At 72.2% G+C, this 23249-nt stretch carries 17 protein-coding genes and 1 pseudogene; 17 read left to right on the forward strand and 1 reads right to left on the reverse strand.

Annotated elements, in window-relative coordinates; translation table 11 throughout:
• Window positions 1-9 precede the first annotated feature (9 nt).
• The 12 genes and pseudogenes from CF165_RS27345 (at window position 10) to CF165_RS27395 (ending at window position 15449) form a co-directional block, all read left to right on the forward strand.
• Entirely contained in the window at window positions 10-948 is a 939-nt protein-coding gene (locus CF165_RS27345; protein ID WP_093950435.1) for a VOC family protein, read from the forward strand.
• Window positions 948-1856, forward strand: coding sequence for a fumarylacetoacetate hydrolase family protein (locus CF165_RS27350; protein ID WP_093950436.1), 909 nt, complete (start codon window positions 948-950; stop codon window positions 1854-1856). The genes CF165_RS27345 and CF165_RS27350 overlap by 1 nt, the downstream gene beginning before the upstream one ends.
• Window positions 1853-2575: an SDR family NAD(P)-dependent oxidoreductase gene (locus CF165_RS27355; protein WP_240521817.1), complete on the forward strand. Its 723-nt coding sequence runs from the start codon at window positions 1853-1855 to the stop codon at window positions 2573-2575. The genes CF165_RS27350 and CF165_RS27355 overlap by 4 nt, the downstream gene beginning before the upstream one ends.
• Window positions 2576-2585: 10 nt before the next feature.
• Window positions 2586-3725, forward strand: a complete 1140-nt coding sequence (locus CF165_RS27360) for an alpha/beta hydrolase family protein (RefSeq protein ID WP_093950437.1) — start codon at window positions 2586-2588, stop codon at window positions 3723-3725.
• A 192-nt stretch (window positions 3726-3917) separates the two neighbouring features.
• Entirely contained in the window at window positions 3918-8531 is a 4614-nt protein-coding gene (locus CF165_RS27365) for a DUF6531 domain-containing protein (RefSeq protein WP_093950438.1), read from the forward strand.
• Between the two features lie 92 nt (window positions 8532-8623).
• Window positions 8624-9289 (forward strand): annotated as a pseudogene (locus tag CF165_RS53845) (AfsR/SARP family transcriptional regulator); the annotation flags it as partial.
• Between the two features lie 35 nt (window positions 9290-9324).
• Window positions 9325-11334 (forward strand): tetratricopeptide repeat protein, encoded by a 2010-nt coding sequence (locus CF165_RS52125; protein WP_240521818.1) that lies wholly within the window; start codon window positions 9325-9327, stop codon window positions 11332-11334.
• Window positions 11335-11453: 119 nt separating this feature from the next.
• The gene (locus CF165_RS27375; RefSeq protein WP_093950440.1) at window positions 11454-12224 is read left to right on the forward strand and encodes an SDR family NAD(P)-dependent oxidoreductase; all 771 of its coding nucleotides are present in this window, start codon (window positions 11454-11456) and stop codon (window positions 12222-12224) included.
• Window positions 12225-12234: 10 nt separating this feature from the next.
• Window positions 12235-13305, forward strand: coding sequence for an LLM class flavin-dependent oxidoreductase (locus CF165_RS27380; protein ID WP_093950441.1), 1071 nt, complete (start codon window positions 12235-12237; stop codon window positions 13303-13305).
• Window positions 13292-14131 carry an SDR family NAD(P)-dependent oxidoreductase gene (locus CF165_RS27385; RefSeq protein WP_093950442.1) on the forward strand — a complete coding sequence of 280 codons (840 nt, stop codon included), beginning with the start codon at window positions 13292-13294 and terminating at the stop codon, window positions 14129-14131. Before CF165_RS27380 ends, CF165_RS27385 begins: the two co-directional genes overlap by 14 nt.
• Window positions 14128-14880 carry an SDR family NAD(P)-dependent oxidoreductase gene (locus tag CF165_RS27390; protein ID WP_093950443.1) on the forward strand — a complete coding sequence of 251 codons (753 nt, stop codon included), beginning with the start codon at window positions 14128-14130 and terminating at the stop codon, window positions 14878-14880. The genes CF165_RS27385 and CF165_RS27390 overlap by 4 nt, the downstream gene beginning before the upstream one ends.
• Window positions 14880-15449 carry a nuclear transport factor 2 family protein gene (locus CF165_RS27395; protein WP_205660993.1) on the forward strand — a complete coding sequence of 190 codons (570 nt, stop codon included), beginning with the start codon at window positions 14880-14882 and terminating at the stop codon, window positions 15447-15449. The genes CF165_RS27390 and CF165_RS27395 overlap by 1 nt, the downstream gene beginning before the upstream one ends.
• An 11-nt stretch (window positions 15450-15460) precedes the next feature.
• Here CF165_RS27395 and CF165_RS27400 read toward each other — a convergent pair whose 3' ends face one another.
• Window positions 15461-16105 carry a TetR/AcrR family transcriptional regulator gene (locus CF165_RS27400; RefSeq protein WP_093950445.1) on the reverse strand — a complete coding sequence of 215 codons (645 nt, stop codon included), beginning with the start codon at window positions 16103-16105 and terminating at the stop codon, window positions 15461-15463.
• A 261-nt stretch (window positions 16106-16366) separates the two neighbouring features.
• Here CF165_RS27400 and CF165_RS27405 point away from each other — a divergent pair, with 261 nt between their 5' ends.
• The 5 genes from CF165_RS27405 (at window position 16367) to CF165_RS27425 (ending at window position 23213) form a co-directional block, all read left to right on the forward strand.
• Window positions 16367-17713 carry a phenylacetate--CoA ligase family protein gene (locus tag CF165_RS27405; protein WP_240521819.1) on the forward strand — a complete coding sequence of 449 codons (1347 nt, stop codon included), beginning with the start codon at window positions 16367-16369 and terminating at the stop codon, window positions 17711-17713.
• A complete protein-coding gene (locus CF165_RS27410) occupies window positions 17710-18408 on the forward strand; it encodes a hypothetical protein (RefSeq protein ID WP_240521820.1) in 699 nt (232 codons plus the stop codon). The genes CF165_RS27405 and CF165_RS27410 overlap by 4 nt, the downstream gene beginning before the upstream one ends.
• Window positions 18409-18576: 168 nt before the next feature.
• Window positions 18577-19791: an ABC transporter substrate-binding protein gene (locus tag CF165_RS27415; protein ID WP_093950448.1), complete on the forward strand. Its 1215-nt coding sequence runs from the start codon at window positions 18577-18579 to the stop codon at window positions 19789-19791.
• Between the two features lie 12 nt (window positions 19792-19803).
• Window positions 19804-22488, forward strand: a complete 2685-nt coding sequence (locus tag CF165_RS27420; protein ID WP_093950449.1) for an ABC transporter permease subunit — start codon at window positions 19804-19806, stop codon at window positions 22486-22488.
• A complete protein-coding gene (locus tag CF165_RS27425; RefSeq protein WP_093950450.1) occupies window positions 22485-23213 on the forward strand; it encodes an ABC transporter ATP-binding protein in 729 nt (242 codons plus the stop codon). Before CF165_RS27420 ends, CF165_RS27425 begins: the two co-directional genes overlap by 4 nt.
• The last annotated feature ends 36 nt before the right edge of the window (window positions 23214-23249 follow it).

The following is a 23249-nucleotide window of genomic DNA, read 5'->3' on the forward strand; positions in this document are numbered from 1 at the left end:
GAAGAAACCGTGACCGACCGCCTGATCACCCACCTGCGGCACGTCGACCTCGCCGTGCCCGACCTCGCGCGACAGCAGGACTTCTACCTCGGCGCCTGGGGCCTCGCCGAGGAGCACGCCGACAGCGGAATCACCTTCCTCGCCGCCGAAGGCTCGCCGGAGCAGTACGTCGTCCGGCTGCGGCAGGCCGCGGACAAGCGGATCGACCTGATCGCCTTCGGCGCCGCGACGTCCGCCGACGTCGACACGCTGGCCGGCCGGCTGGCCACGGCCGGGATCACGCTCGTGCACGAGCCCTGCGCCCTGGACACCCCGGGCGGCGGATACGGGTTCCGGTTCTTCGACAACGAGGGCCGCACGATCGAGATCAGCTCGGACGTCGCGACCCGGGCCCACCGCCGGATCGAGGAGGGCGAGTCCGTCCCGGTGCGGCTGTCCCATGTGGTCGTCAACTCCGCCGATCCCGAAGGCACCCGTGCCTTCTACGAACGCCACCTCGGGTTCCGCCTGTCCGACACGCTGATGCACCCGCGGATGGGCGAGATGATGTACTTCCTGCGGATCAACGCCTGGCACCACAGCCTGGCGATCGCCCGCGGCCCGCACCCGTCGCTGCACCACGCGTCGTTCGAGCTGCGCGGCCTCGACGAGTACATGCGCGGCACCGGGCGGCTGCTGCGCGCCGGTGTCGAAAAGATCTGGGGACCCGGCCGCCACCTGGCCGGTCACAACACCTTCAGCTACTTCCTCGACCCGCACGGCAACACCGTCGAGTACACCACCGAGCTGGAGCTGGTCGACGAGGACAGCTGGCACCCGCAGCTGCACGACTTCTCGAAGCCCGAGGTGTCCGACCAGTGGGGCACCGCGAACGCGATGAACGAGTTCGTCGCGCAGAAGTCGTTCAACGACCCCGACAAGGGCCTCTTCGTGGCCCCGCCGGTCTGATGCGGCTCGCCACCTACGAACACCGCGGAGCCGTGCGCGCGGGAGTGGTCTCCGATGACGGCGTCCGCGCCTTCCCGGCCGGGGTGACGGTCCTGGACCTGGTGCGGTCCGGCCTGCCCGTCGGTGCCCGTGTCCTCGGTGTCGATGTCCTCGGCGGACCGGCGGTGCCGCTGAGCGAGGTGCGGCTGCTGCCGCCGCTCGAGCCGCCGTCCGTCCGGGACTTCGTCGCCTTCGAGGAGCACGTCGAGGGCATGGTCGCCCCCGGCTCGGTACCGCCGGAGTGGTACGAGGCGCCGACGTTCTACTTCACCAACCCGTGCGCGCTGGCCGGTGCGCACGACGACGTCCCGATCCCGCCCGGTTCGCGGCTGTTCGACTTCGAACTGGAGGTCGCGGCCGTGCTGGGCCCGGACGGGATCTTCGGCTACACCATCTTCAACGACTGGTCGGCCCGCGACCTCCAGCGCCGCGAGATGAAAGTGGGGCTGGGGCCCGCGAAGGGCAAGGACTCGGTCACCACGCTCGGGCCGTGGCTCGTGACCGCGGACGAGTTCACCCCGGACGCCGACGGGTTCCTCGATCTGGACATGCGGGTGTCGGTCAACGGCGTCGAGGTCGGGCACGACCGGCTGGCCAACATGGGCTGGCCGTTCGAGGAGCTCGTCGCCTACGCCGCCCGCGGCACCCGGGTCCGGCCCGGCGACGTGCTCGGCTCCGGCACCTGCGGCAACGGCGGCTGCCTCGCCGAGCTGTGGGGCCGCCGCGGCACCCAGGACCCGCCGCCGCTGAAGCCCGGTGACGTGGTCGAGATGACCGTCGAAGGCATCGGCACGATCCGCAACACGGTCGTCGCCGGGAACGACCTGCCGCCGGTCCGCGCGGCCCGCACCCGGGACCGGTCGCGGTGAGGGGCAAGGTCGTGCTGGTCACCGGCGCCGGGCAAGGCCTCGGCGCGGCGGTGGCCCGGCGCCTGGCCGCGGACGGCGCCACGGTCATCGGGGCCGACCTCGCCGAAACCGCGGACCTGCCCGGCATCGACTACCGGCAGCTCGACGTGACGGACTCCGCCGGCTGGGCCCGGCTCGCGGCCGGTCTGGGCCGGGTCGACGGCCTGGTCGCGAACGCGGGCGTCACCTGGCGGGCCCGGCTCGACGAGCTGGACCCGGCCGATCTGGCCCGGGTGCTGGACGTCAACGTCGGCGGCGTCCAGCGGGCGGTGCGGGCGGTCCTGCCGGTGATGCCGTCCGGCGGCTCGATCGTCGTGGTGGGCTCGGCCGCCGCACTGACCGGCCACTACCCGGTCGCCTACACCGCGAGCAAATGGGCGCTGCGCGGCTTCACCAAGGCGGCCTGCCTCGAACTGGGCGGGCGCGGCATCCGCGTCAACGCCGTGCACCCCGGCTACCTCGAAACGCCGATGACCGCCTCGGCGTCACCCGGGTTCCGCGCGGCGAACGTCGCCGAGACCCCGCTCGGCCGGACCGGCACCGCCGCCGAGGTCGCCGCGCTCGTGGCGTTCCTGCTCGGCGACGAGGCCTCCTACATCTCCGGCGCCGACATCCCCGTGGACGGCGGGATGACCGCGCACGGCGGCGTGAAGTCGATCAGCGAAGCAGCACGAACCTGAGAGGAACCCCGTGTTCGAGTACTTCCCCGGCAACTACGTCTGGAACCTCGGCGTCGTCGCCACCCTCAACAGCGGGGGCCTCGTCGACGAGGTCGACCGCGCCTGCCGTCCCATCCGCGAGGCCGCGGCCCAGGGCGAGGACGCGGGCACTCGAGAGTTCCTGCGGGCGTGGACGGCGCTGACCGACCAGCTCGTCGGCCAGGCCGAGGAGGCCGAGAAAGCCGGCCACACCCGCACCGCCGGGCAGCTCTACGCCCGTGCGACCAACTACCTGTGCCAGGCCGAACGCCTGCAGAGCCCGTCCGCGCCCGGCCGGCTCGGCACCTACCGTCGTGTCTTGGAGCTGCAGCAGAAGGCTTTCGACCTCGTGTCGCCGACAGTGACCCGCGTGGCGGTTCCCTTCGAGGGGTCGACGTTGCCCGCGTACTTCAGCTCGGCGGGTCCCGGGGCACCGGTGATGGTCATGTGGAACGGCCTGGACTCGACGAAGGAGCACATGTACTCGTCCGGGCACTGGGCGGAGCTCGCCGCCCGCGGCATCTCGTGCCTCATGGTCGACTGCCCCGGCTCGGGCGAGGCACTGCGTCTGCAAGGACTCACCGCCCGCGTCGAGACGGAAGGCTGGGCCACCGCGTGCGTGGACTACCTGGAAACCCGCGGCGACGTCGATCCCACCCGGATCGGGCTCGTCGGCTGGTCCCTGGGCGGTTACTACGCCCCGCGCGCGGCGGCGTTCGAGAAGCGCCTCGCGCTCGTGGTCGCGTGGGGCGCCAACCACGACTGGGGTGCGGTGCAACGCCGGCGTCTCGAGCGGGAAGGGGAGCGCCCGGTGCCGCACTACTGGGAGCACGTGCTGTGGGTCTGGGGCCACGACGACCTCGAGACGTTCCCCGCCTTCGCCGACGCGGTCCACCTCGACGGCGTCGTCGAGCACATCACCGTGCCGTTCCTGATCTGCCACGGCGAGAACGACCGCCAGATCCCCGTGTCCTACGCCCACCGCTCGTACGAACAGGCGGTCGACAGCCCGAGCCGCCACCTGCGCCTGTTCACCGCGGAGGAGGGCGCGACCGAGCACATCGGCCTCGACCACCTGCCCCACACCAGCACGTACATCGCCGACTGGGTCGCCGACGTCCTGGGGCAGTGACTGCGCACGCGCGCTGACGGCCTCACGCGCTGGTGTGAACGGGCTCTTCCGGCAGGACTTCCGCGCAGTTTTCGCGTTGTTCACCCCCGGTTGGCGGCGAAGACTCGCTAAGGTCACCCCGGTGGGGGAACGACGCTGCCCTGGTCGCGGCGGTCATCGAGGGCCAGCGAACCGCGAGAAGGAACAGACGCCATGGCGAACCCGCTGGTAGCTCAGCGCGAAGATTCCACCACGGCCATTTCCGGGGTCCCGCTGCTGGAGTCCGCGAACGATCTCAAAGAGGGGATCGAAAAGGGCGACTGGGCCTCGGTCGCGATGGGCGCCGTCGGGGTCGCGCTCGACACGCTGTCGATGGCCCTGGATCCCTTCGGAGCGATCCTCGCCGCGGGGGTCGGGTGGCTGCTGGAACACGTCGGCCCGCTGTCCGCGGCGCTGGACGCCCTGACCGGGGACGCCGACCAGATCAAGGCCCAGTCCAAGACGTGGTCGAACATCGCCGCGGAGCTCGGGGCCGTCGGCGGGGACCTGGCCGACATGGTCAAGGCCGACCTGCAGACGTGGAGCGGGAACGCCTCCGACCAGTACCGCCAGCGGGCCGCCGACACGGTCGACATCCTCACCGCCGCCCAGAAGGGCTGCGAAGGGGCCTCCAGCGGGGTCAAGACCGCCGGCGAGGTCGTCGCCGCCGTCCGGATGCTCGTCCGCGACATCATCGCCGAGCTCGTCGGCCACCTCATCAGCTGGGCCCTGCAGGTGGTGTTCACCCTCGGCATCGGCCTGACCTGGGTGGTACCGCAGGTCGTGGCCGCGGTCGCCAAGACCGCGTCGAAGATCGCCGACATCACGAAGAAGCTCGTCAAGGCGCTCAAGGCCCTCGTGCCGCTGCTCAAGAAGGCCGGGACGCTGTTCGACGACGCCGCCAAGGCGCTGCGCAAGATCAAGCCCGGCAAGACCGGCAAGGTCGACCCGCCGCCCCCGATCAAGGAGAGGGGCGGCCCCGGCGGCAAGAAGGGCGACGGCGGACCCGACGGCAAGAAGGACAAACCGCACGACGACGACAGTACTTCCACCTCGAGCGCCGGCCACGGCGACGGCAAGGGCGGCGGCGACGGTCACAAGAGCGGCGACAACGGCGCGGACAAGAACGGCCCGAAGAACGACACCGGCGAGACGAACCCCAGCGGCGCCGGAAGCGGCGGCGGCAAGGCCGGCAAGGGCGGCGGCAACGACACCAAGCCGAAGGACAAACCCGACCGTTCGACGGCCGACAAGTCGAAGAACTACTGCGGTGACCCGATCGACGTCGCGACGGGTGAGGTCGTGATGACCCAGGTAGACGTCACCCTGCCCGGCGAAGTCGCGGACCTGGAGATCTCCCGTACGCACCTGTCGTCCTACCGGGCCGGCCGGTGGTTCGGTCCGTCGTGGACGTCCACTTGGGACCAGCGGCTGGAGTTCGGCGCGAACCGGGTCCGGTTCTACGCCGAAGACGGCATGGTGCTGGAGTACCCCGTCCCGGGCGACGAACCCGTGCTGCCGGCGCAGGGGCCGCGGCACCGGCTGCGCCGCGTGCCGCAGGGTTTCCGGCTCTCGGCCGGCGATCGCGAGCTGCATTTCTCCGGCACCGGCGGCGTTCTGCCGGTCACGGCCATCGAGCAGGACGGCGAGCGCACCGAAATCGACTACGCCGCCGATGGTTCACCCACGAGGCTCCGCCGGCCCGGCGGCGTCGAGATCCTGGTCAGCACCGCGCGGGGGCGGATCGTCGCGCTGGGGGCACCGGGGCAGCCGCCGGTGGTGCGGTTCTCGTACAACCGGCACACCCAGCTGAGCACGGTGACGGACTTCGCGGGCCGCTCGATGGCGCTCGACTACGACTTCGACCACCGGCTCGTCGGCTGGCAGGACCGGGTCGGCACCTGGTACCGCTACGTCTACGACAACGCGGGCCGCTGTGTCCGCGCGGTGGGCGCGAACGGCTACTACAACGCGGCCTTCGCCTACGAGCCCGGCGCGACCCGGCACACCGACGCCCTCGGCCACACCTGGACCTACCGCCTGAACGCGGCCCACCAGCTGATCGAGCGCATCGACCCGCTCGGCAACTCCCGGCGCTTCGCGTGGAACCGGCGGGACGAACTGCTGTCCCAAGTGGACGAACTGAGCCGCGAGACCCGCTACGAGTACGACGACGACGGCGGGCTGGTGGCCGTCCACCGCCCCGGAGCGCCCGCCGTGCGGCTGACCCCGGCCGAAGACGGCGCGGTGTGGCTGCAGGCCGGCGAAGGCGACGACGAGATCGAGCGGCTGGTGTTCGAGTTCGACCCGGCCACCACGCTGCTCGGCAACGGGCTGCCGGTGGACGTCCTGGAGCCGCCCGACCCGTTCGAGGACGCTCCCGTGACCGATCGGGCGGCCCGGCCCGGCGACCGCGACGTGTACGGCCGCCCGCGCCTCGCGCACACGGCGTCCGGCGGGGCCGCGCGGCTCGGCTGGACCGCCGACGGCCGCCGCGCCTGGCGGCTCGGCCCGCACGGCGGCCGCGAGACGTGGGTGCACGACGCGGAAGGCAACGTCGTCGAATACCGCGACGCGGCGGGCGCGCCGCGGCGTCGCAAGCACGGCCCGTTCGGCCTGGTCCTGGCGGAGACCGACGCCGCGGGCGCGCGCACGCTGTTCACCTACGACGGGGAGCTGCGGCTCACCTCGGTGACCAACCCGGCCGGCCTCACCTGGCACTACGTCTTCGACGCCGCCGGCCGGCTCGTCGAAGAGACCGACTTCGACGGCCGTCGGACCACCTACGCCCACGACGCGGCGGGACAGCTGCGCCGCATGACCACGGGCACCGACCAGGTGGTCGAGTACGACTACGACCTCGAGGGCAACGTCGTGGAGCGGCGGACCCCCGACGACGTCACGAGCTACGTCTACGACGCGCTCGGCCGGCTGGTCGTCGCCGAGAACGCCGAGTCACGGGTGGAGATCCGCCGTGACGGTGGAGACCGGGTCATCGCCGACACGATCAACGGGCTCGGCGTGTGCTGGCGCGACGAGGGCGACGCGATCATCCGGCGGACTTCGTCCGGTGTGGACAGTGAGTGGCGCCTCACCGGGTCCGGACTGCCCCGGTCGCTGCGGATCGCCGGCCACGACGTCGAATTCGCCTACGACGACGCCGGGCGGGAAGTCGTCCGCAGCGTCGACGGCGCGGTGGTGCTCCGGCGGCGGTTCGACGAGGAGGACCGGCTCGCCGAGGAGGACGTCGCCGGGGTCGGGCGGCGCACCTACCGCTACCGCCCGGACGGCAGGCTCGCCGGTGTCGACGACACGATCCGGCCGTGGCAGCTCTCCTACGACGCGGCCGGCCGGGTCAGCGAGGCGCACGGGCCGTCCGTCGCGGAACGGTTCACCCGCGACGCCGCGGGCAACATCACCTCGGCGACGACCCCGTCGCCGCCGGGGCCGCGCGGCTACGAGCGCAACCGGCTCGCCCGCATCGGGGACCTCCACTTCGACGGCGACGCCCACGGCCGCGTCACCGGCTGGCGCCACGCCGACCGGTCGTGCGGCTACACGTGGGACCACCTCGACCGGCTGCGCTCCGCGCGCACGCCCGACGGTGCGCTCTGGACCTACCACTACGACCCGATCGGGCGGCGGTTCGCCAAGCGCTGCTGGGTGAGCGGCCCGGACGGGGAGCCCGAGCTCGCCCTGGACGTCCGGTACCTGTGGAGCGAGCTGAACCTCGTCGAGCAGGTGGAGCACCGCCCGGCGGACGGGTCCTACCGGTTCCTCACGTGGGAGCGCTTCGACGACGATCGCCCCGTCGTGCAGGTCGAGCACGCCGGCGTCGTCGAGGAGGCCCGGTTCCGGGTGGTGATCACCTCGCCCGCCGGGACGCCGACCGAACTGCTCGACGAGCACGGGACGCTGGTGTGGCAGGACCGCAGCAGTTTCTGGGGTGTGCCGCTGGCCGGTGCCGACACCGCGGCGATGCCGCTGGCCTTCCCCGGCCAGTGCCGCGACGAGGAGACCGGGCTGCACTACAACGTCTTCCGGTACTACGACCCCCGGACCACGCGGTACCTCAGCCAGGACCCGCTGGGCCTCGCCGCGGCGCCCAACCCCGTCGGCTACGTCGACCAGCCGCTGCTCGACAGCGACCCGCTCGGCCTCGCGCCCCAGCGGTGTTTCAAGGGGCGGGTGAAGGACCGCGCGAAGCGGCTGCGGGACCGGAACCGGAGGAAGCAGGCGGCCCAGCCGGCGACGCGGAAGAGCCCGCGGAAGCCGCCCATCCGCGTCGACAACATGAGCAAGGAAGAGTTCGAGAAGTTCAAGCCGGAACTCGACAAGATGCTGAAGGCCGACAAGCACTTCTTCTGGTCCGGCGGTCACCTGGAGCGGGTGCCGGGGAAGAAGCCGGACAAGTACCTCGGGTCGATGGAGGACAAGGCCACCCAGATCGCGAAGCAGCACGGCGGCAACACCCTCGAAGGCACCCTCAAGGACAACAACGTGAAGATGCCCGGGTGGATCAAGGACCCCAAGGACCCGAGGCGGCCGCTGGTCCAGGAGAAGTGGGATTACGTCTCCGAGACCTTCGCCAAGAACTCCGAGGCCGGCAAGACGCACGTGGTCTTCCCCAGCCACCCGGGCAAGGGCCACGACGTCTACCCGTACCGGCGCTCGGACAACGTGTTCGACGTGACCGAGTACCCGCGTCTCAAGCAGGACGGCAAGGGGGACATCACCAAGTTCCACGAACGGACCGACTACGAGCGCCCGTACCGCGCCCCCAAGTGAAATGTCCTATTAGGACGGTGCATGGCCCGGTTCGCTATACTCCGGTGCGGTGAGCTCCGGTGTGGGCGGCTGGGCACGGGGAGGTGCCGGGGATGGAATTGCGTCTGCTGGGCGAGGTGGCGCTGTTCGCGGATGGCGGGGAGGCCGAGCTGGGTTCGGCCAAGCAGCGTTGTGTGCTGGCCGCGTTGGCTGTCGATGCCGGCCGGGCGGTGTCGGCGGAGCGGTTGATCGACCGGGTCTGGGCCGACGATCCGCCGTTGCGTGTGCGGGAGACGCTCTCGGTCTATGTGTCGCGGCTGCGCCGGGTCTTGGCCTCGGCCGGGAACGCGGGGATCGCGCGGCGGGCGGGTGGGTACGTTCTCGAGATCGAGGCGTCGGCCGTTGACCTGCACCGGTTTCGTACGTTGCGGGACCGGGCGATGTCTCAGGTCACTGCCGATCGGCGCGTGCAGGAGTTGCTGCGTGAGGCTCTTCGCCTGTGGCGCGGGGAGGCGCTGGCCGGTCTCGGGGGCGGGTGGGCCGTGGCGGAACGCGATCGGCTGCACCGCGAACGGCTCGACGCCGAGCACGAGCTCACCGACGTGCTCCTGCGGCTGGGACACGGCCCGGATCTGGTGAGCTCGCTGGCCACCCGCGCCGCCGAGAACCCGCTGGACGAGCGGGTCGCCGGGCAGTACATGGTGGCCTTGTCCCGGGCCGGCCGGGCCGCTGACGCGTTGCTGCACTACCAGCAGGTGCGGAAGTACCTGGCGGAGGAACTGGGCACACCGATCCCGGCGCCGCGTTGCAGCGGGTGCACGCGGAGACCCTCCGCAGCGCCTCCGGCGGGACCGGCCCCCGCACGTTGCCGTACCGGATACCGGACTTCGTCGGGCGTGAGCGTGAACTCGGCCAGGTCCTCGACGCGCTCCGCGGTGGCGCCACCGTGCTCGTGCACGGCATGGCCGGCGTGGGCAAGACCGCCCTGGCGGTCCACGCCGGCCACGAGGCGGCCGCCCGGTTCCCGGACGGCCAGTTGTTCGTCGACCTGCACGGCTACAGCCCCAGCCGGGCGCCGTTGCCGCCGGCCACGGCGTTGGCCGCGCTGCTGGCTCAGCTGGAGGTGCCGCGTTCGCGGCTTCCCGACGACCTCGACGGGCGCGCGGCGCTGTGGCGAGCGCACACCGCGGGCCGGCGGCTGCTGGTCGTGCTCGACAACGCCGCCGGCGCGGTTCAGCTCCGGCCGCTGTTGCCGGGCACGCCGAGCGCGGCCGTGCTGGCCACCAGCCGCCGCCGGCTGACCGCGGTCGACGGCGCACAGCAGGTCCCGCTCGGCGTAATGCCCGACGGGGACGCCGAAGCGCTGTTCGCCGCGGTCTCCGGCCGTCCGGGCGCGGGCGCCGCGCGTGGGTGCGGCGGCCTGCCCCTGGCCGTCCGCATCGCGGCCGCCCGCTTCCGCAACCACCCTTGGTGGACCACCGCCGACCTCGGGCGCCGTCTCGGGGACCAGCGGTCACGGCTGGCCGAGTTCCGCACGTCCGACCGGGACCTGTCCGCCGTCTTCGCGCTGTCCTACCGTGAACTCGCCCCTGCCCAGCAGCGGATGTTCCGCCTGCTCGGGGTGCACCCCGGGACCCACCTCACCGTGCCGGCCGCGGCCGCGCTGGCCGATGCCGCCGCCACCGACGCCGAGGTGCTCCTCGAAGAACTGCACGACGCTCACCTGCTCGACCAGGAAAGCCGGTCCGGCTACACCCTTCACGACCTGCTGGCCGAGCACGCCCGCAGCCTCACGATGCCCGGGGAACGGTCGGCGGCCCTCGACCGGCTGCTCGGCTACTACAGCGAAGGCGGCGATGCCGAATGGCACGCGAGGGAGCGGCCGAACCTGCGCGCCGTCGTGGAGCACGCCCTGGAGCACCAGCGTCATGATCAGGCGTGGTGCATCGCCGACCACGCCGCGCGGTACCTGCGTGCCGAGGGGTACCGGGACGACTTCCTGGCCGTGGCCCTCGACGGCCTCACCGGCGCGCGAGCTGCCGGCGAGACCCACGGGCTCGTGCGGAGCCTGGACAACGTCGCCAATGCCCATTGGGAATCCTGCGAGCTCGAGCTGGCCCTGTCCGCCGCCGAGGAGTGGTGGCGGCTGGCGCGGACCACCGACGACACCGTCTCGCGCGCCTCGTCGCTCTCCCGCATCGGCACGCTGCACAGCATGTCCGGCGACTACCAGCGAGCTGTCGGCTACTACCGGGCTTCGCTCGCCGAGAACGCCCCGGATCCCGCGCTGACCGCACTCGTGCTCGGCAACCTCAGCCACGCCCAGGAAATGCTCGGCGACCTCGGGCCGGCGCTCGATTCCGCAAGCCGGGCCAGGGAACTGCGGGAACAGACCGCCGACGAGCACGGCTGGGTGCTCAGCACCGCCCAGCTGAGCCTGGTCCTCGCCCGGCTCGGCCGCATCGACGAGGCGCTCTCCGCCATCCGGGCCACCGTGGACACCGCCGAACGGCTCGCCATCCCGTTCTGCCAGGCGTGGGCCCGCACCGACTGCGCGGAGATCCTCCTCATGGCCGGACGGCCGGCGGAAGCCCAGGAACAGGCCGAGCGGGCCTGTGCCCTGCTGATCCCGCGCAACCACCCGCTGATGCTGACTTTGGCGGCCAACGTCCTCGGCGACGCGTGCCGTGCCCTCGGCCGCCCGCGCCTCGCGCTCGACCACTACCGCGTAGCCCTGGACAACGCGGAGCGCCTCGGCTTCCGCCGGCAACAGAACCGCGCCCGCGCGGGGTACGACGACGCGCGGGCAGCGCTGCGGCAGTAGCCGTCGCGGGAACCGCGTTCGGGATGCGTGCCTGGACGGCCCGGGTACCGGGCTCCTAACGTTCACCCGGTGGCCGCCGGCAGGGGACACAGGGTACGACCAGGCACGGAGGCTGCACCATGGGACGGTTCGACGGCCGGGTGGCGGTGGTGACCGGAGCGGGTTCGGGCATCGGCCGGGCGAGCGCGGTCCGGCTCGGGGCGGACGGAGCACACGTCGTCGTCAACGACATCTCCGCCGACGGGGCCGGCGAGACGCTGACCGAAGTCGCCGCCGCCGGGGGAACGGGCGAGGTCGCCGTGGGGGACGTCCTCGGTGAGGGCTACCTCGACGAGCTCTTCGACAAGGTCGTCGCCGCTTATGGACAAGTCGACATCGTGCACAACAACGTCGGCTTCGGCCGCCGCTGTGCCCTCGTCGACGTCACCGACGAAACCTGGGCCCGGGGCATCGACGGCAACCTCGGCGCGACCTTCCGCGGGGTGCGCGCGGCACTGCGGGTGATGGCTCCGCGCGGCCGTGGTGCGGTGATCAACACGTCGTCGCTCGCCGGGCTGGCGAAGGTGCCCGGGGTGACCCCGTACTACGGCGTCGCGAAGGCCGGAGTCGTCCAGCTCACCCGTGAGGCCGCCGTCGAGGCCGGGGCGTTCGGCGTGCGGGTCAACGCCGTGGTGCCCGGGTCGGTCCGCACGCCCTCGCTGGAAGCCTTCTTCGGGACGAACTTCGACGCTTACGTCGACCAGCTGCCGCTGCGGCGGATGGTCGAGCCCGGCGACATCGCCCACCTCGTGGCCTTCCTCGCCTCCGACGACGCCGCCGCGATCACCGGCGTCGCCATCCCGGTGGACTGCGGGCAGAGCGCGGTGCTGTACCAGCCGTCGGTCGGCTGAGCCACCGGCCATGCGAACCGGTCTGTACTTCGACATGCGCAATCCCGCGCCCTGGCGACGGGACCCGGCCACGCTCTACGGCGAGTTCCTCGAACTGTGCCAGGAGGCCGAACGGCTCGGCATCGGCTCGGTGTGGGTGACCGAGCACCACGGGTTCGACGACGACTACCTGCCGGCACCGCTGACACTGCTGGCCGCGGTCGCCGCGCGGACCACGCGGATCCGGCTGGGCACCGGGGTGGTGGTCGCGCCCCTGCACCGCGCGGCCGAGATCGCCGAGCAGGCCGCGGTCGTCGACATCCTCAGCGGTGGCCGGCTGGATCTCGGGCTCGGCGCCGGGTACCGGCCGACCGAGTTCGCCCTGTACGAGGCCTCGATGCGCACTCGCTACGCCGAGAACGACGCGCGGGCCAGGGAAGTGCGCGAGCTGTGGCGGTCCGGCGCGGTCACGCCGAAGCCGGTGCAGCCGCGGCTCCCGATCTGGATGGGTTACCTGGGCCCGAAGGGCGCCCGGCGGGCCGGGCTGCTGGGGGAGTACCTGCTCTCGGCGGACGCGCGCAACTGGGAGCCGTACCGAGCCGCGCTCGCCGAGGCGGGCCACGATCCGGCGTGGGGCCGGATGGCCGGCGGGGTGCAGGCGTGGGTGACCGACGATCCCGAACGGGACTGGCCGGTGGTCTCCCGGCACCTGGCCGCGCAGGTCGACTCCTATGCCCGGCACGCGCGCCAGGGCACCACGCTGCCGCCCGCGCGCCCCGCGGATCCCGAACGGCTACGCGCGCGGGAACCGCGTGCCTCGCTGGACTACTTCTTCTACGGCACCGCGCCGGACGTGGCCGCCCGGATCCTGGACTACACGGCCGGTGCCCCCGTCGAAGCCGTGTACCTGTGGGCGGGCCTGGCGGGCATGGGACAGGACATGGTGGCCCGGCACATGACGACGATCGCCACCCAGCTGGCCCCGCTGCTGCGGGCCGCCGAACCGCGGCTTTCCGGGTGGGGCAACGGGAACCGGGTTCCCCACCCGACGGCCGCCGCGCACCCGCCGGGCGGGTTACCGTCGGAGCATGGCGGAGTTTGAGGCAGCGAATCGGCCCCTGGCCGGCCGGGTCGCGCTCGTCACCGGCGCGGGCCGGGGGCTCGGCCGGGCGCACGCCAGGACGCTCGCCGCGGCGGGCGCGGCGGTGGTGGTCAACGACCTCTCCGTGTCGGTCGACGGGAGCGCCGCCGAGGACGGCGATCTCGCCTCGGAAACGGCGGCGGCGATCGTCGCGGAAGGCGGACAAGCGACAGCCGACCGGTCCGACGTCTCCGGTTTCGCGGGAGCCGAGGCCGCGGTGCGGTGTGCGCTGGACACCTTCGGGCGGCTGGACATCGTCGTCAACAACGCGGGCATCTTGACCGGCGCCGAGCTGGCCGATCTGTCGCAAGAGGACATGGAACGCTGCCTCGCGGTCAATGTGCTCGGCAGCGCCGGGACGGTCCGCGCGGCCTTCGGGCCCATGCGGGCGCGGCGGTACGGCCGGGTGGTCAACACGCTCTCCGAGGCGGGCCTGCGGACCGGTTGTCACGCGGGGGCCGCGTACGCGGCGGCGAAAGCCGCGCTGTGGGGTTTGACGATGGCGTTGTCCGATGAGGCCGCGCCGCACGGCATCACGGTGAATGCCGTGTCTCCCGGCGCGCGCACCCGTATGTCGCAGGACCACCTCGACCGGGTCGGCCACGGACTCGACCTGGCGCCCGAACACGTGTCGCGGGTCGTGCTGGCGCTGGTCGCCGAGTCGGCGGCCGACATCACGGGACGCGTCGTGCACGCGGCCGGCGGCGAAATCCGCGAGTACCGGCTGCACCGGGAGGCGGACACTCCGCTCGTCCGGCAGCTGGCCCGGAAGGAGTACGTGCGATGACGTCGACGCGGCTGGCCGGAAAGGTCGTGCTGGTCACTGGAGCCGGGCAGGGGATCGGGCGGGGCACCGCGCTGGCACTGGCCCGCGAGGGGGCCTGCGTCGCGCTGGCCGGGCGCACGGTCGCGAAGTGCGACGCGGTGGCGGCCGAGATCGACGCCTTCGGCGGCTCCGCGCTCGCCCTGGCCTGCGACGTCACCGAACGCACCCAGATCGAGTCCGCGCTCGCCGCGACGGCCGACCGCTTCGGCGGGCTCGACGCGCTCGTCAACAACGCGCAGACGTCGGTCCAGCGTCTCCTGGCCGAGACGACCGTCGAGGACGTCGACGTGTGCTGGCGCAGCGGACCGCTGGCCACCCTGCACGCCATGCAGGCGGCGCTCCCGCTGTTGCGGGCCAGGGGCGGTGGTTCGATCGTGAACTTCGGGTCCAGTACCGCCATCGACGGGAACGCGGCGTTCGGCGCGTACGCGATGGCGAAGGAGGCGATCCGCGGGCTTTCGCGCGTCGCGGCGCGGGAGTGGGGCCGCTACGGCGTCCGCGTGAACGTGATCGTGCCCAACGCGCTCTCGCCCGCGGCGGAGCAGTTCGCCCAGGACGATCCCGAGCGGTTCCGGAAGCTGACGAAGACCATGCCGCTGGGCCGGCTGGGTGACCCGGAGGCCGACATCGGGCGGGCGGTGGTCGCGCTGGTGAGCGACGACCTGGCCTACCTCACCGGCGACACGCTCATGCTCACCGGCGGTGCGTGATGGCCGGGACGACCGAGCAGCGGCTGGCCCGGATCGAGGCGCAGCTGGCCATCGGGCAGCTGCCGATGCGGTACGCGCTGGCCGTGGACCAGCGGGACCTCGACGCCTGGGTCGCACTGTTCGTCCCCGATGTCCACCTGGGCCGCCACGGCCGGGGCCGCGAGGCCCTGCGCGCCTACATCGAACCGCAGCTGCGCTGGTTCTACCGCTCGGTGCACCTGCTGGCCGGGCACCGGATCGAGCTCGGTCCGGAAGGCATTCCCGCCACCGCGACCGGCCAGGTCTACTGCCGGGCCGAGCACGAGGTCGGCGACCGGTGGATCGTGATGGCGATCCGCTACGACGACACCTACCGGCTGGTCGACGGCGAGTGGCTGTTCGAACGACGTCGCGAGCGCCACTGGTACGCCGCGGACGTGTCCGAGCACCCCCAGTCCGTGGGGTTCGACAGCTGGGGTACCGGGGGAGCACCCGCGCTGCCCGGGGCCGACCGTGCCTGGCACGGCTTCTGGGCGGGTGAGCCGGACGCGCCGACGCACCGGCCCGCGGCCGGCCCGGCGCCCGGCTGAGGAACTCCCCGTCAGGGCAGTGCGAGCAAGGTGCGGCTTTCCCGCGTGCCGGAGGTCGGGCGCAGTGCCCGGAGCACGAAGTCGAACGCGGTGTGCAGGACCTGTTCTTCGGGCACGTCGAGCCGGCCGTTGAGGCCGTCGCTGAGCAGGCCGTGCACGAGGTGGCGGACCATCGCGGCGTCGGCGACGGGGTCACCGGCGCGGAACACCTGTTCCGCCATGCCGCCGCGGATCACCTCCACGAGCCGCTTGCCGGTCACGTCGTACAGCCGGTGCACGTCCTCGGGAAGCTCTTCGAGCAGTCCCGAGTCGAGGAACAGCCGGGCCCGTTCCGCGAGCTCCGGGCGGTAGATCGTGCGGATGTTGAACGTCAGCCAGGCCCGCAGCCGGCCTTCGGCCGTGTCCGCCTCGGCGATCCACCGCGCGAGCCGCCGGTCTCCGCGAGCGGTCTCGTCCTCCAGCAACGCGAGCAGCAGGTGCGACTTGCTGGGGAAGGAACGGTAGAAGGTGCTGGCGGACGTGCCGGACGCGGTCAGCACCTGGCGGATTTTCAGCGAGCGGAAGTGCGACCGTTCGAGCACCGCCCACGCCGCACGCAGGATGCGCGCGGCTTCGGTCTGCCCGGTTGTGTCTTCGACGACGGCAAGTTGCGACATCGCACCTCCGCTCCGGCCGACCGTCCCGATGAGACGGGGCGGCGCTCAATAGTTAAATAATTTACACTATGGCGGCGTGCTCTCCAAGTTGTCGCGCAGGCCGGTGTGCGGGCGATTGATCTCCATGAAGATCCCCAAGTCGTCGAGCTTCGACGGGAACGCCGTTCCCTGGGTATGCCGGGACGAAGAGGTTACGGTCGTGACCTAAATCTCTTAATCTTCTAACTCTTTGATCAAAGGCGATCGCCGGAGGTACCCACCGTGGCCGACAGGCAACCCACAGTGCTCGAATACAGCGTGGACACCGGGGACGGCTCTCGCTATCTGGAGCCGGCGGTCGAGACCATGCCCCGCGACGAGCTCGAGGCGCTTCAAGAGGCCCGTGTCCTGGAGCTGGTGCCGGAGGCGTACGCGCAGTCCGGCTTCTACCGCGACCTGTGGTCCGCCGCCGGGGTCGACCCGGGCGCGGTCCGCACCCTCGCGGACTTCCGCCGGATGATCCCGACGTTCACCAAACAGGACGTCCAGTCCTATCGGGAGCGCACCGGCGACCCGTTCGGCGGCATGCTGTTCGTTCCCCCGGCCGGGCTGACGTCGATCATGTCGACCTCCGGCACGACCGGCGATCCCGAGCCGATCCCGGAGATCTGGGACGCCTACCCACCGTTGCAGCTGTGCTCGGCTCGCGACCTCTGGGAGGTCGGGCTCCGGCCCGGGGACAAGGTGCTGGTGTCGGCGGGCTCGTTCCGCGGCTTCTACGACACCTTCTACCACGGGATGGGTCTCGTGCCGATCTTCGTCGACACCTGGATCGGCAAGGGCCGGGAGATCGTCGAGGCGCTGCTGCGGTTCCGGCCCGCGTACCTGCAGCTGATGATGCCGACCGTGCTCGAGCTCGAGCGGCTGGAGGGGACCTACGACATCCGCGACGCGCTGTCCTCCCTCAAGGGCGCCTCCTTCGCCGGGCAGCCGCTCGGCCGGGCGCTCGCGGAGAAGGTGCGCGACGACTGGGGTGTCGAGATGTTCACCTACAGCAGCGCGGGGGACACCGGTACCTGCTGGGAGTGCCGCGAACACGACGGCTACCACCTCTGGGAGGACCTGGTGCTCGCCGAGAGCCTCGAACCCGGCGGTGAGGGAGCGGTCGACGGCGGTGCGGTCGGCGAGCTGGTGGCCACCGACCTGGACAACCGCGCGGCCCCGCTGATCCGCTACCGCAGCGGCGACCTCGTCCGGCTCGGCACGCAGCCCTGCGGCTGCGGGCGGACGCACGCCCGCATGTGGGTCGTGGGCCGGCGCGGTGACGAGACGACCGTCGCCGGGACCCCCGTGGTGCTCAGCGAGGTCTGGGCGGCCGTCGAGTCCCTGCCCGAGACCAAGGACGGGATGTTCCAGATCATCCGCGAGTCGGCGACGGTGGACCGGCTGCGGCTGCGCGTCGGCTACGAACCGGCCCGGACCGCCGACGTCGCCGAGCTGCGGGCCCGGCTCCGGCACACGGTGCTGGACCGGGTCGGGGTCGAGCCCGACCTCGACCTCGTCACCGTCGACGACCTGCTGTCCCGCAGTTCCAGCGTGGCCAAGTTCCCCCGGGTGGTGAAGTCATGAGCAGGGCGAGCATGGCGGCGGCGCTGCCGGGACCGGTTTCCCCGCTGTTCGGCATCGGGCTGTACACCGACGGCCGCGAGCAGGTGCCGTTCGAGATCGGCTGGGCGGAGTTCGGCCGCGACGTGCGCTGGGCGCACCGGGTCCTCGACACCTGGGGCATCGGCGAAGCCGACCACGTGCTCATCAGCACGCCCAACTTCGAAGGCCCGTGGGCCAGCCCGCTGGTGCGGGCCCTGCGTGACCGGCGAACCGTGCACAGCAACTCGGAGCCCTACAGCTGGGACGTCGGGCGGTCCGCGACCTTCCTGCGGTTGCTGCGGTTCAAGGCGTTCATCGCCATGTCCGGCGAGACGGCGGCGGGCCTGCTGCGCCAACCGGAATGTGCCGAAGCCCTGGCCGCCCTGGAACCGATCTGGGCCCGGCCGGAGGCGCTCGGCCCGCTGCGCGCCGCGGGCCTCGAACCGGCCGTGTTCGCGATGCTCGGACCCGCGCTCGCCCTGGAATGCCCCCGGCGAGCCGGGGCCCACGTCGATCCCGGCGAGTGGCAGCTGTCCCCCGGACCGGACGGAGTCACCTTGACCACCGTGGGCGACCGCAGGCACGTCGTGCGCGAGCTGCTGGTGGCCCCGGCCGGGCGCCTCGAGCAGGCGCCGTGTCCCTGCGGACTGCCCGGACCCCGGGTCACCCCGGCGTAGCCGCAGCTGGGGTCGTGAGTGAGAAACAGGGTTAGAACACTGTTTCTCACTCACGACCCGGCCCAACCCCGTCCGGCCGGGCGATCCCCGGCCGCTGTCCTGCCGCACCGCGCGCACTGGCGCGCCGGTGCCCCTTCACGTACCCGAAAGCCCGAGGAGAACCCGCCCATGAGAACCCGACTTCCCGCGTTCGCCCGATTCCGGTGGATGGCCGGCGTCGCGACGGTCGCGCTCGCCGCCGCCGCGTGCGGCACGACCGGTCAGGCCGCGACCGATACCCACGGCCTGACCGGCACCCCGATCAAGATCGGCGTGCTGGCCAACGTCAGCGGCCCCACGGGCGCCTCGGAGGCGTCGGCCACCAAGGTGTTCCAGGCCTGGGCCGCCCACACCAACCAGGCCGGCGGCATCGGCGGGCACCCGGTGCAGGTGGTCGTCAAGGACACCAAGGAGGACGCCCCGGCCGCGGCGGCCGCCGCGCGCTCGCTGATCTCCGACAGCTCGATCGCGGCCGTGGTGGCGGCCAGCACCAGCACCGACGCGGCCGTCGGCAGCATCCTGGCCGACTCCGGGCTGCCGGTCACCGGTGGTATCGGCTACAACCCGACCGTGTGGGGCAAGCTGAAGAACTGGTTCGGCCTCACCACCACCTTCCCGCAGGTGGTCAACATGCAGATCGCCTCCGCCCAGCCGGTGGGCGGCAGCGCGATCTCGGTGGTCGCGTGCGCCGAGGAGCCCGCGTGCGTCGCGGCGGTGCCGCTGTTCGAGGCCGCGGCGAAGGCGGCGGGCAAGACCTATTCCGGCACGATGCAGGTCGCGGCCGCCGCCCCGAACTACACCGCGCAGTGCCTGGACCTGGTCAACCGCAAGGTGAACTTCGTCCAGCTGTCGATCTCGCCCGCGGTCGGCGTGCGGGTCGTCAAGGACTGCCAAGCGCAGGGCTACGCGGGGTACTTCGGGTCTTCGGCCTCGGCGATTTCCCCCACGTTGTACCGCACGGCGAACATCCGGCTGGCCGGCGCGCTCAACGCGTTCCCCTGGTGGGCCGACACCGCGCCGGTGAAGGCCTACCGCGCCGCGATGAGCGAGCAGGGCGTTTCCGACGACGACGCCGGGCAGCCCGCGTCGACCGCGATGTGGGCCAGCGGTGAGCTGTTCAAGAAGGCACTGACCCCGGCCGCGGGCAAGGCGAGCGACCCCGTCACGAGGCAGACCGTGCTGGCCGCCTACGGCAAGGTCAAGGGCGAGACGCTGGACGGCCTGCTGCCGCAGCCGATCACCTTCACGGCCGACCAGCCCGCCCCGCCGGTGAACTGCTACTGGCTGTACCAGTACCAGAACGGCGCGTTCGCCGGGTCCGCCCAGCCCACCTGCCCCAGCTAGGAAGGCACCACCGTGCTGCAGTTGCTGCCCTTCGTCGTCGCCGGGATCGCCGCCGGGGCGATCTACGGCCTTGCCGGGACGGGCCTGGTGCTGACCTACAAGTCATCGGGCATCTTCAACTTCGGGCACGGCGCCATCGCCACCGTCGCCGCTTACGTGTTCTACGCGCTGCACACCGGACTCGGGCTGCACTGGGTGCTCGCGTTGATCGCGGCCGTGGGCATCGCGGGCCCGGTGATCGGGCTGCTCATGGAGGTGATCGCCGCCCGGCTGGCCCCGCAGCGCGTCGCCCTGCAGATCGTGGGCACCGTGGGCATCATCCTGGCGGTGCAGGGGCTGGCGACCCTGGGCTACGGGGCCAACACCATCCAGGTCGACCAGTGGCTGCCGGCCGGGCAGGCGACCTTCCGCCTGCTCGGCACGGTGGTCACCTGGGGCCAGGTCACCATCGTGGCCATCGCCGTGGTCGCGGTGGCGGCGCTGTACGCGATGTTCCGGTTCTCCCGGATCGGCCTGGCCATGCGGGCCGTCGTCGACGATCCGGACCTGCTGGCGATGCAGGCCACCGACCCCCGGCGGGTGCGGCGGATCGCGTGGGTCATCGGGTCGACGTTCACGGCGCTGTCCGGGGTGCTGGTCATGCCGCTCATCGGGCTGGACGCGGTGGGCCTGACCTTCCTGGTGGTCCAAGCTTTCGGCGCGGCGGCGGTCGGCGCGTTCGGCAACATCCCGCTGACCTTCGCCGGCGGCCTGGTGATCGGCATCGCCTCGGCCGTGTCGCAGCACTACGTCCTCGACGTGCCCTGGCTGAGCGGGCTGCCGTCCGCGCTGCCGTTCCTCGTGCTCTTCGTGACGTTGCTGGTGCTGCCCAAGCGCAAGCTGGTCCGGCCGTCCACAGTGGAGAGACGGCCGCCGCCGGCCTACCGCGCGCCGGGGCGGGTCCGGCTGGTCGTGGGCGCGGCCGTGCTGGCCGTCCTGGTCCTGCTGCCGGGGATCGTCGGCCCGGACACGTTGCCGTACTGGATCGCCGCGCTGATCGGCGCGATCATGCTGCTCTCGCTCGGCCTGCTGGTGCGCACGTCGGGCCAGGTGTCCCTCTGCCACGCCGCGTTCGCCGCGATCGGCGCGGTGGCCTTCTCGCAGTTCGCCGTCGACCTCGGCCTGCCGTGGGTGGTTTCGCTCGTGCTGGGCGGACTGGTCGTGGTCCCGGTGGGCGCACTGGTCGCGCTGCCCGCCATCCGGCTGTCGGGGCTGTTCCTGGCCCTGGCGACGTTCGGCTTCGGCATCCTCGTCCAGCAGCTGCTCTACCACGAGCCGTACATGTTCACGTCGCTGTCGCAGGGCCGCACGATGCCGCGCCCGGACTTCGCGCCGGACGACGGTGAGTTCTACTACGTCGTGCTGGCCGTGCTGGTGGTGGTCGCGGTGCTGCTCGTGACGATCCAGCGGGGCCGGCTCGGCCGGCTCCTGCAGGGGATGTCCGACTCGCCGACCGCGGTCACCTCGATGGGCCTGAGCACCACCGTGTCCAAGGTGATCGTCTTCTGCGTGTCGGCCTTCCTGGCCGGTATCGCCGGGGCGCTGCTCGGTGTCGCCCGGATGTTCGCGGTCGGTTCGGACGTGTTCTTCCAGCCCTTCACGTCCCTGCAGCTGCTCGCGCAGCTGAGCCTGGCGCCCCTGGCCGAACCGTGGTTCGCGCTGATCGCGTTGACGAACGTCATCCCCGGCTACGTCCCGGGCGACGGGGTCACCGAGGTACTGGGGATCGTCTTCGGCGTGGCGGCCGTGCTCGTGGCCGTGCGGGGCGGCGGGCCGCCGATGCCGCTGCGGCTGCGCGTCCTGCTCGACCGGTTCGGCGGACGCCGTCGTGAGGTCCCGGTCGTGTCCGAGGCGCCGGTCCACGTGGTCACCGGAGGCGCCGGTGTTTCCGTGCGCGGATTGTCGGTCTCGTTCGGCGGCCTGGTCGCGGTCGAAAATCTCAGCTTCGACGCGCCGGTGGGCCGGATCACCGGGCTCATCGGGCCCAACGGCGCGGGCAAGACCACCACCTTCGACGCCTGCAGCGGCCTGAACCGGCGGTTCGCCGGGCAGGTGCTGTTGCACGCCCGCGACGTCACGCGGATGGCGCCCGCCCGGCGGGGCCGCAGCGGGATCGGCCGCACCTTCCAGCGCATGGAGCTTTGCGAGACGCTCACCGTGGCGCAAAATGTCGTACTCGGCCGGGAATGCGCGCAGGCGGGGGCCGGGGTGCTCGCCCAGCTCGTCGCGCGCCCGGCGGAGCGGAAGGCGGCCGAGGCCGCGGCGTGGTCGGCGATGGAGCTGTGCGGCATCACCCACCTGGCGCGGGAGCAGGCCGGAACGCTTTCGACCGGGCAGCGCCGTCTCGTCGAGCTGGCCCGCTGCCTGGCCGGCCCGTTCGACGTCCTGCTGCTCGACGAGCCGTCGTCCGGCCTGGACCACGACGAGACCGAGCGGTTCGGGGAGATCCTCCGGCGGGTCGTCGAGGACCGGGGCGTGGGCGTCCTGCTCGTCGAGCACGACATCGCCCTGGTGATGCGGATCTGCGCCGACATCTACGTCCTCGACTTCGGGCGCCTGCTCTTCCACGGCACCCCGGCCGAGGTCTCGGCGAGCCCGGCCGTGCAGGCCGCCTATCTCGGCTCGGACGAGCCGGTCCCCACCCTGGAGTCCCGATGACCGTGAACAGCACGCTCGACGCGCCGGCACTGGAGGTCGACGGCGTCTCGGCCGGTTACGGGCCGACCGCGGTCCTTCGGGAGGTGAGCTTCACCGTGCCTGCCGGTTCGGTCGCCGCCCTGCTCGGCCCGAACGGCGCGGGCAAGACCACGATGCTGCGCGCGGTGTCCGGCTTGCTGCCGGTGCGTTCCGGGACGATCCGGATGGCGGGGCGTGACGTCACGCGGGAGCGGTCCCACCGGCGGTTCGCGCGCGGGTTGTGTCACGTCCCGGAGGGCCGGGGCGTCTTCCGCGGGCTGACCGTCCGGGAGAACCTCGTCCTGCAGGCCGCCGCCGGCCGGGAGGACGATGCTCTCGAGCGGGCGGTGGCCGCGTTCCCGATCCTGGGCGAACGCCTCGGCCAGCAGGCGGGCACGCTCAGCGGCGGGCAGCAGCAGATGCTGGCGATGGCGGCCGCCCACGTGCGCAGTCCCGGCCTGGTGCTCGTCGACGAAGCGTCACTGGGACTCGCGCCGATCATCGTCGACGAGATCTTCGGGTTCCTTCAGCAGTGCGCCGACGACGGCGCCGCGCTGCTGATCGTCGACCAGTTCGCCCGGCGTGCGCTCGCGCTGGCCGACACGGCGTACGTCCTGCGACGCGGCCGGATCGTGCACGGCGGCCCGGCCGCCGACCTGCTGAACTCTGACTTGTTCGGCTCCTACCTCGGCGGCCGGCTGGACTGACCGGGGTGCCGGTCGTGAGTGCGTAACAGTGTTCTA

This window comes from Amycolatopsis vastitatis (assembly GCF_002234595.1).
Classification (GTDB): Bacteria; Actinomycetota; Actinomycetes; order Mycobacteriales; family Pseudonocardiaceae; genus Amycolatopsis; species Amycolatopsis vastitatis.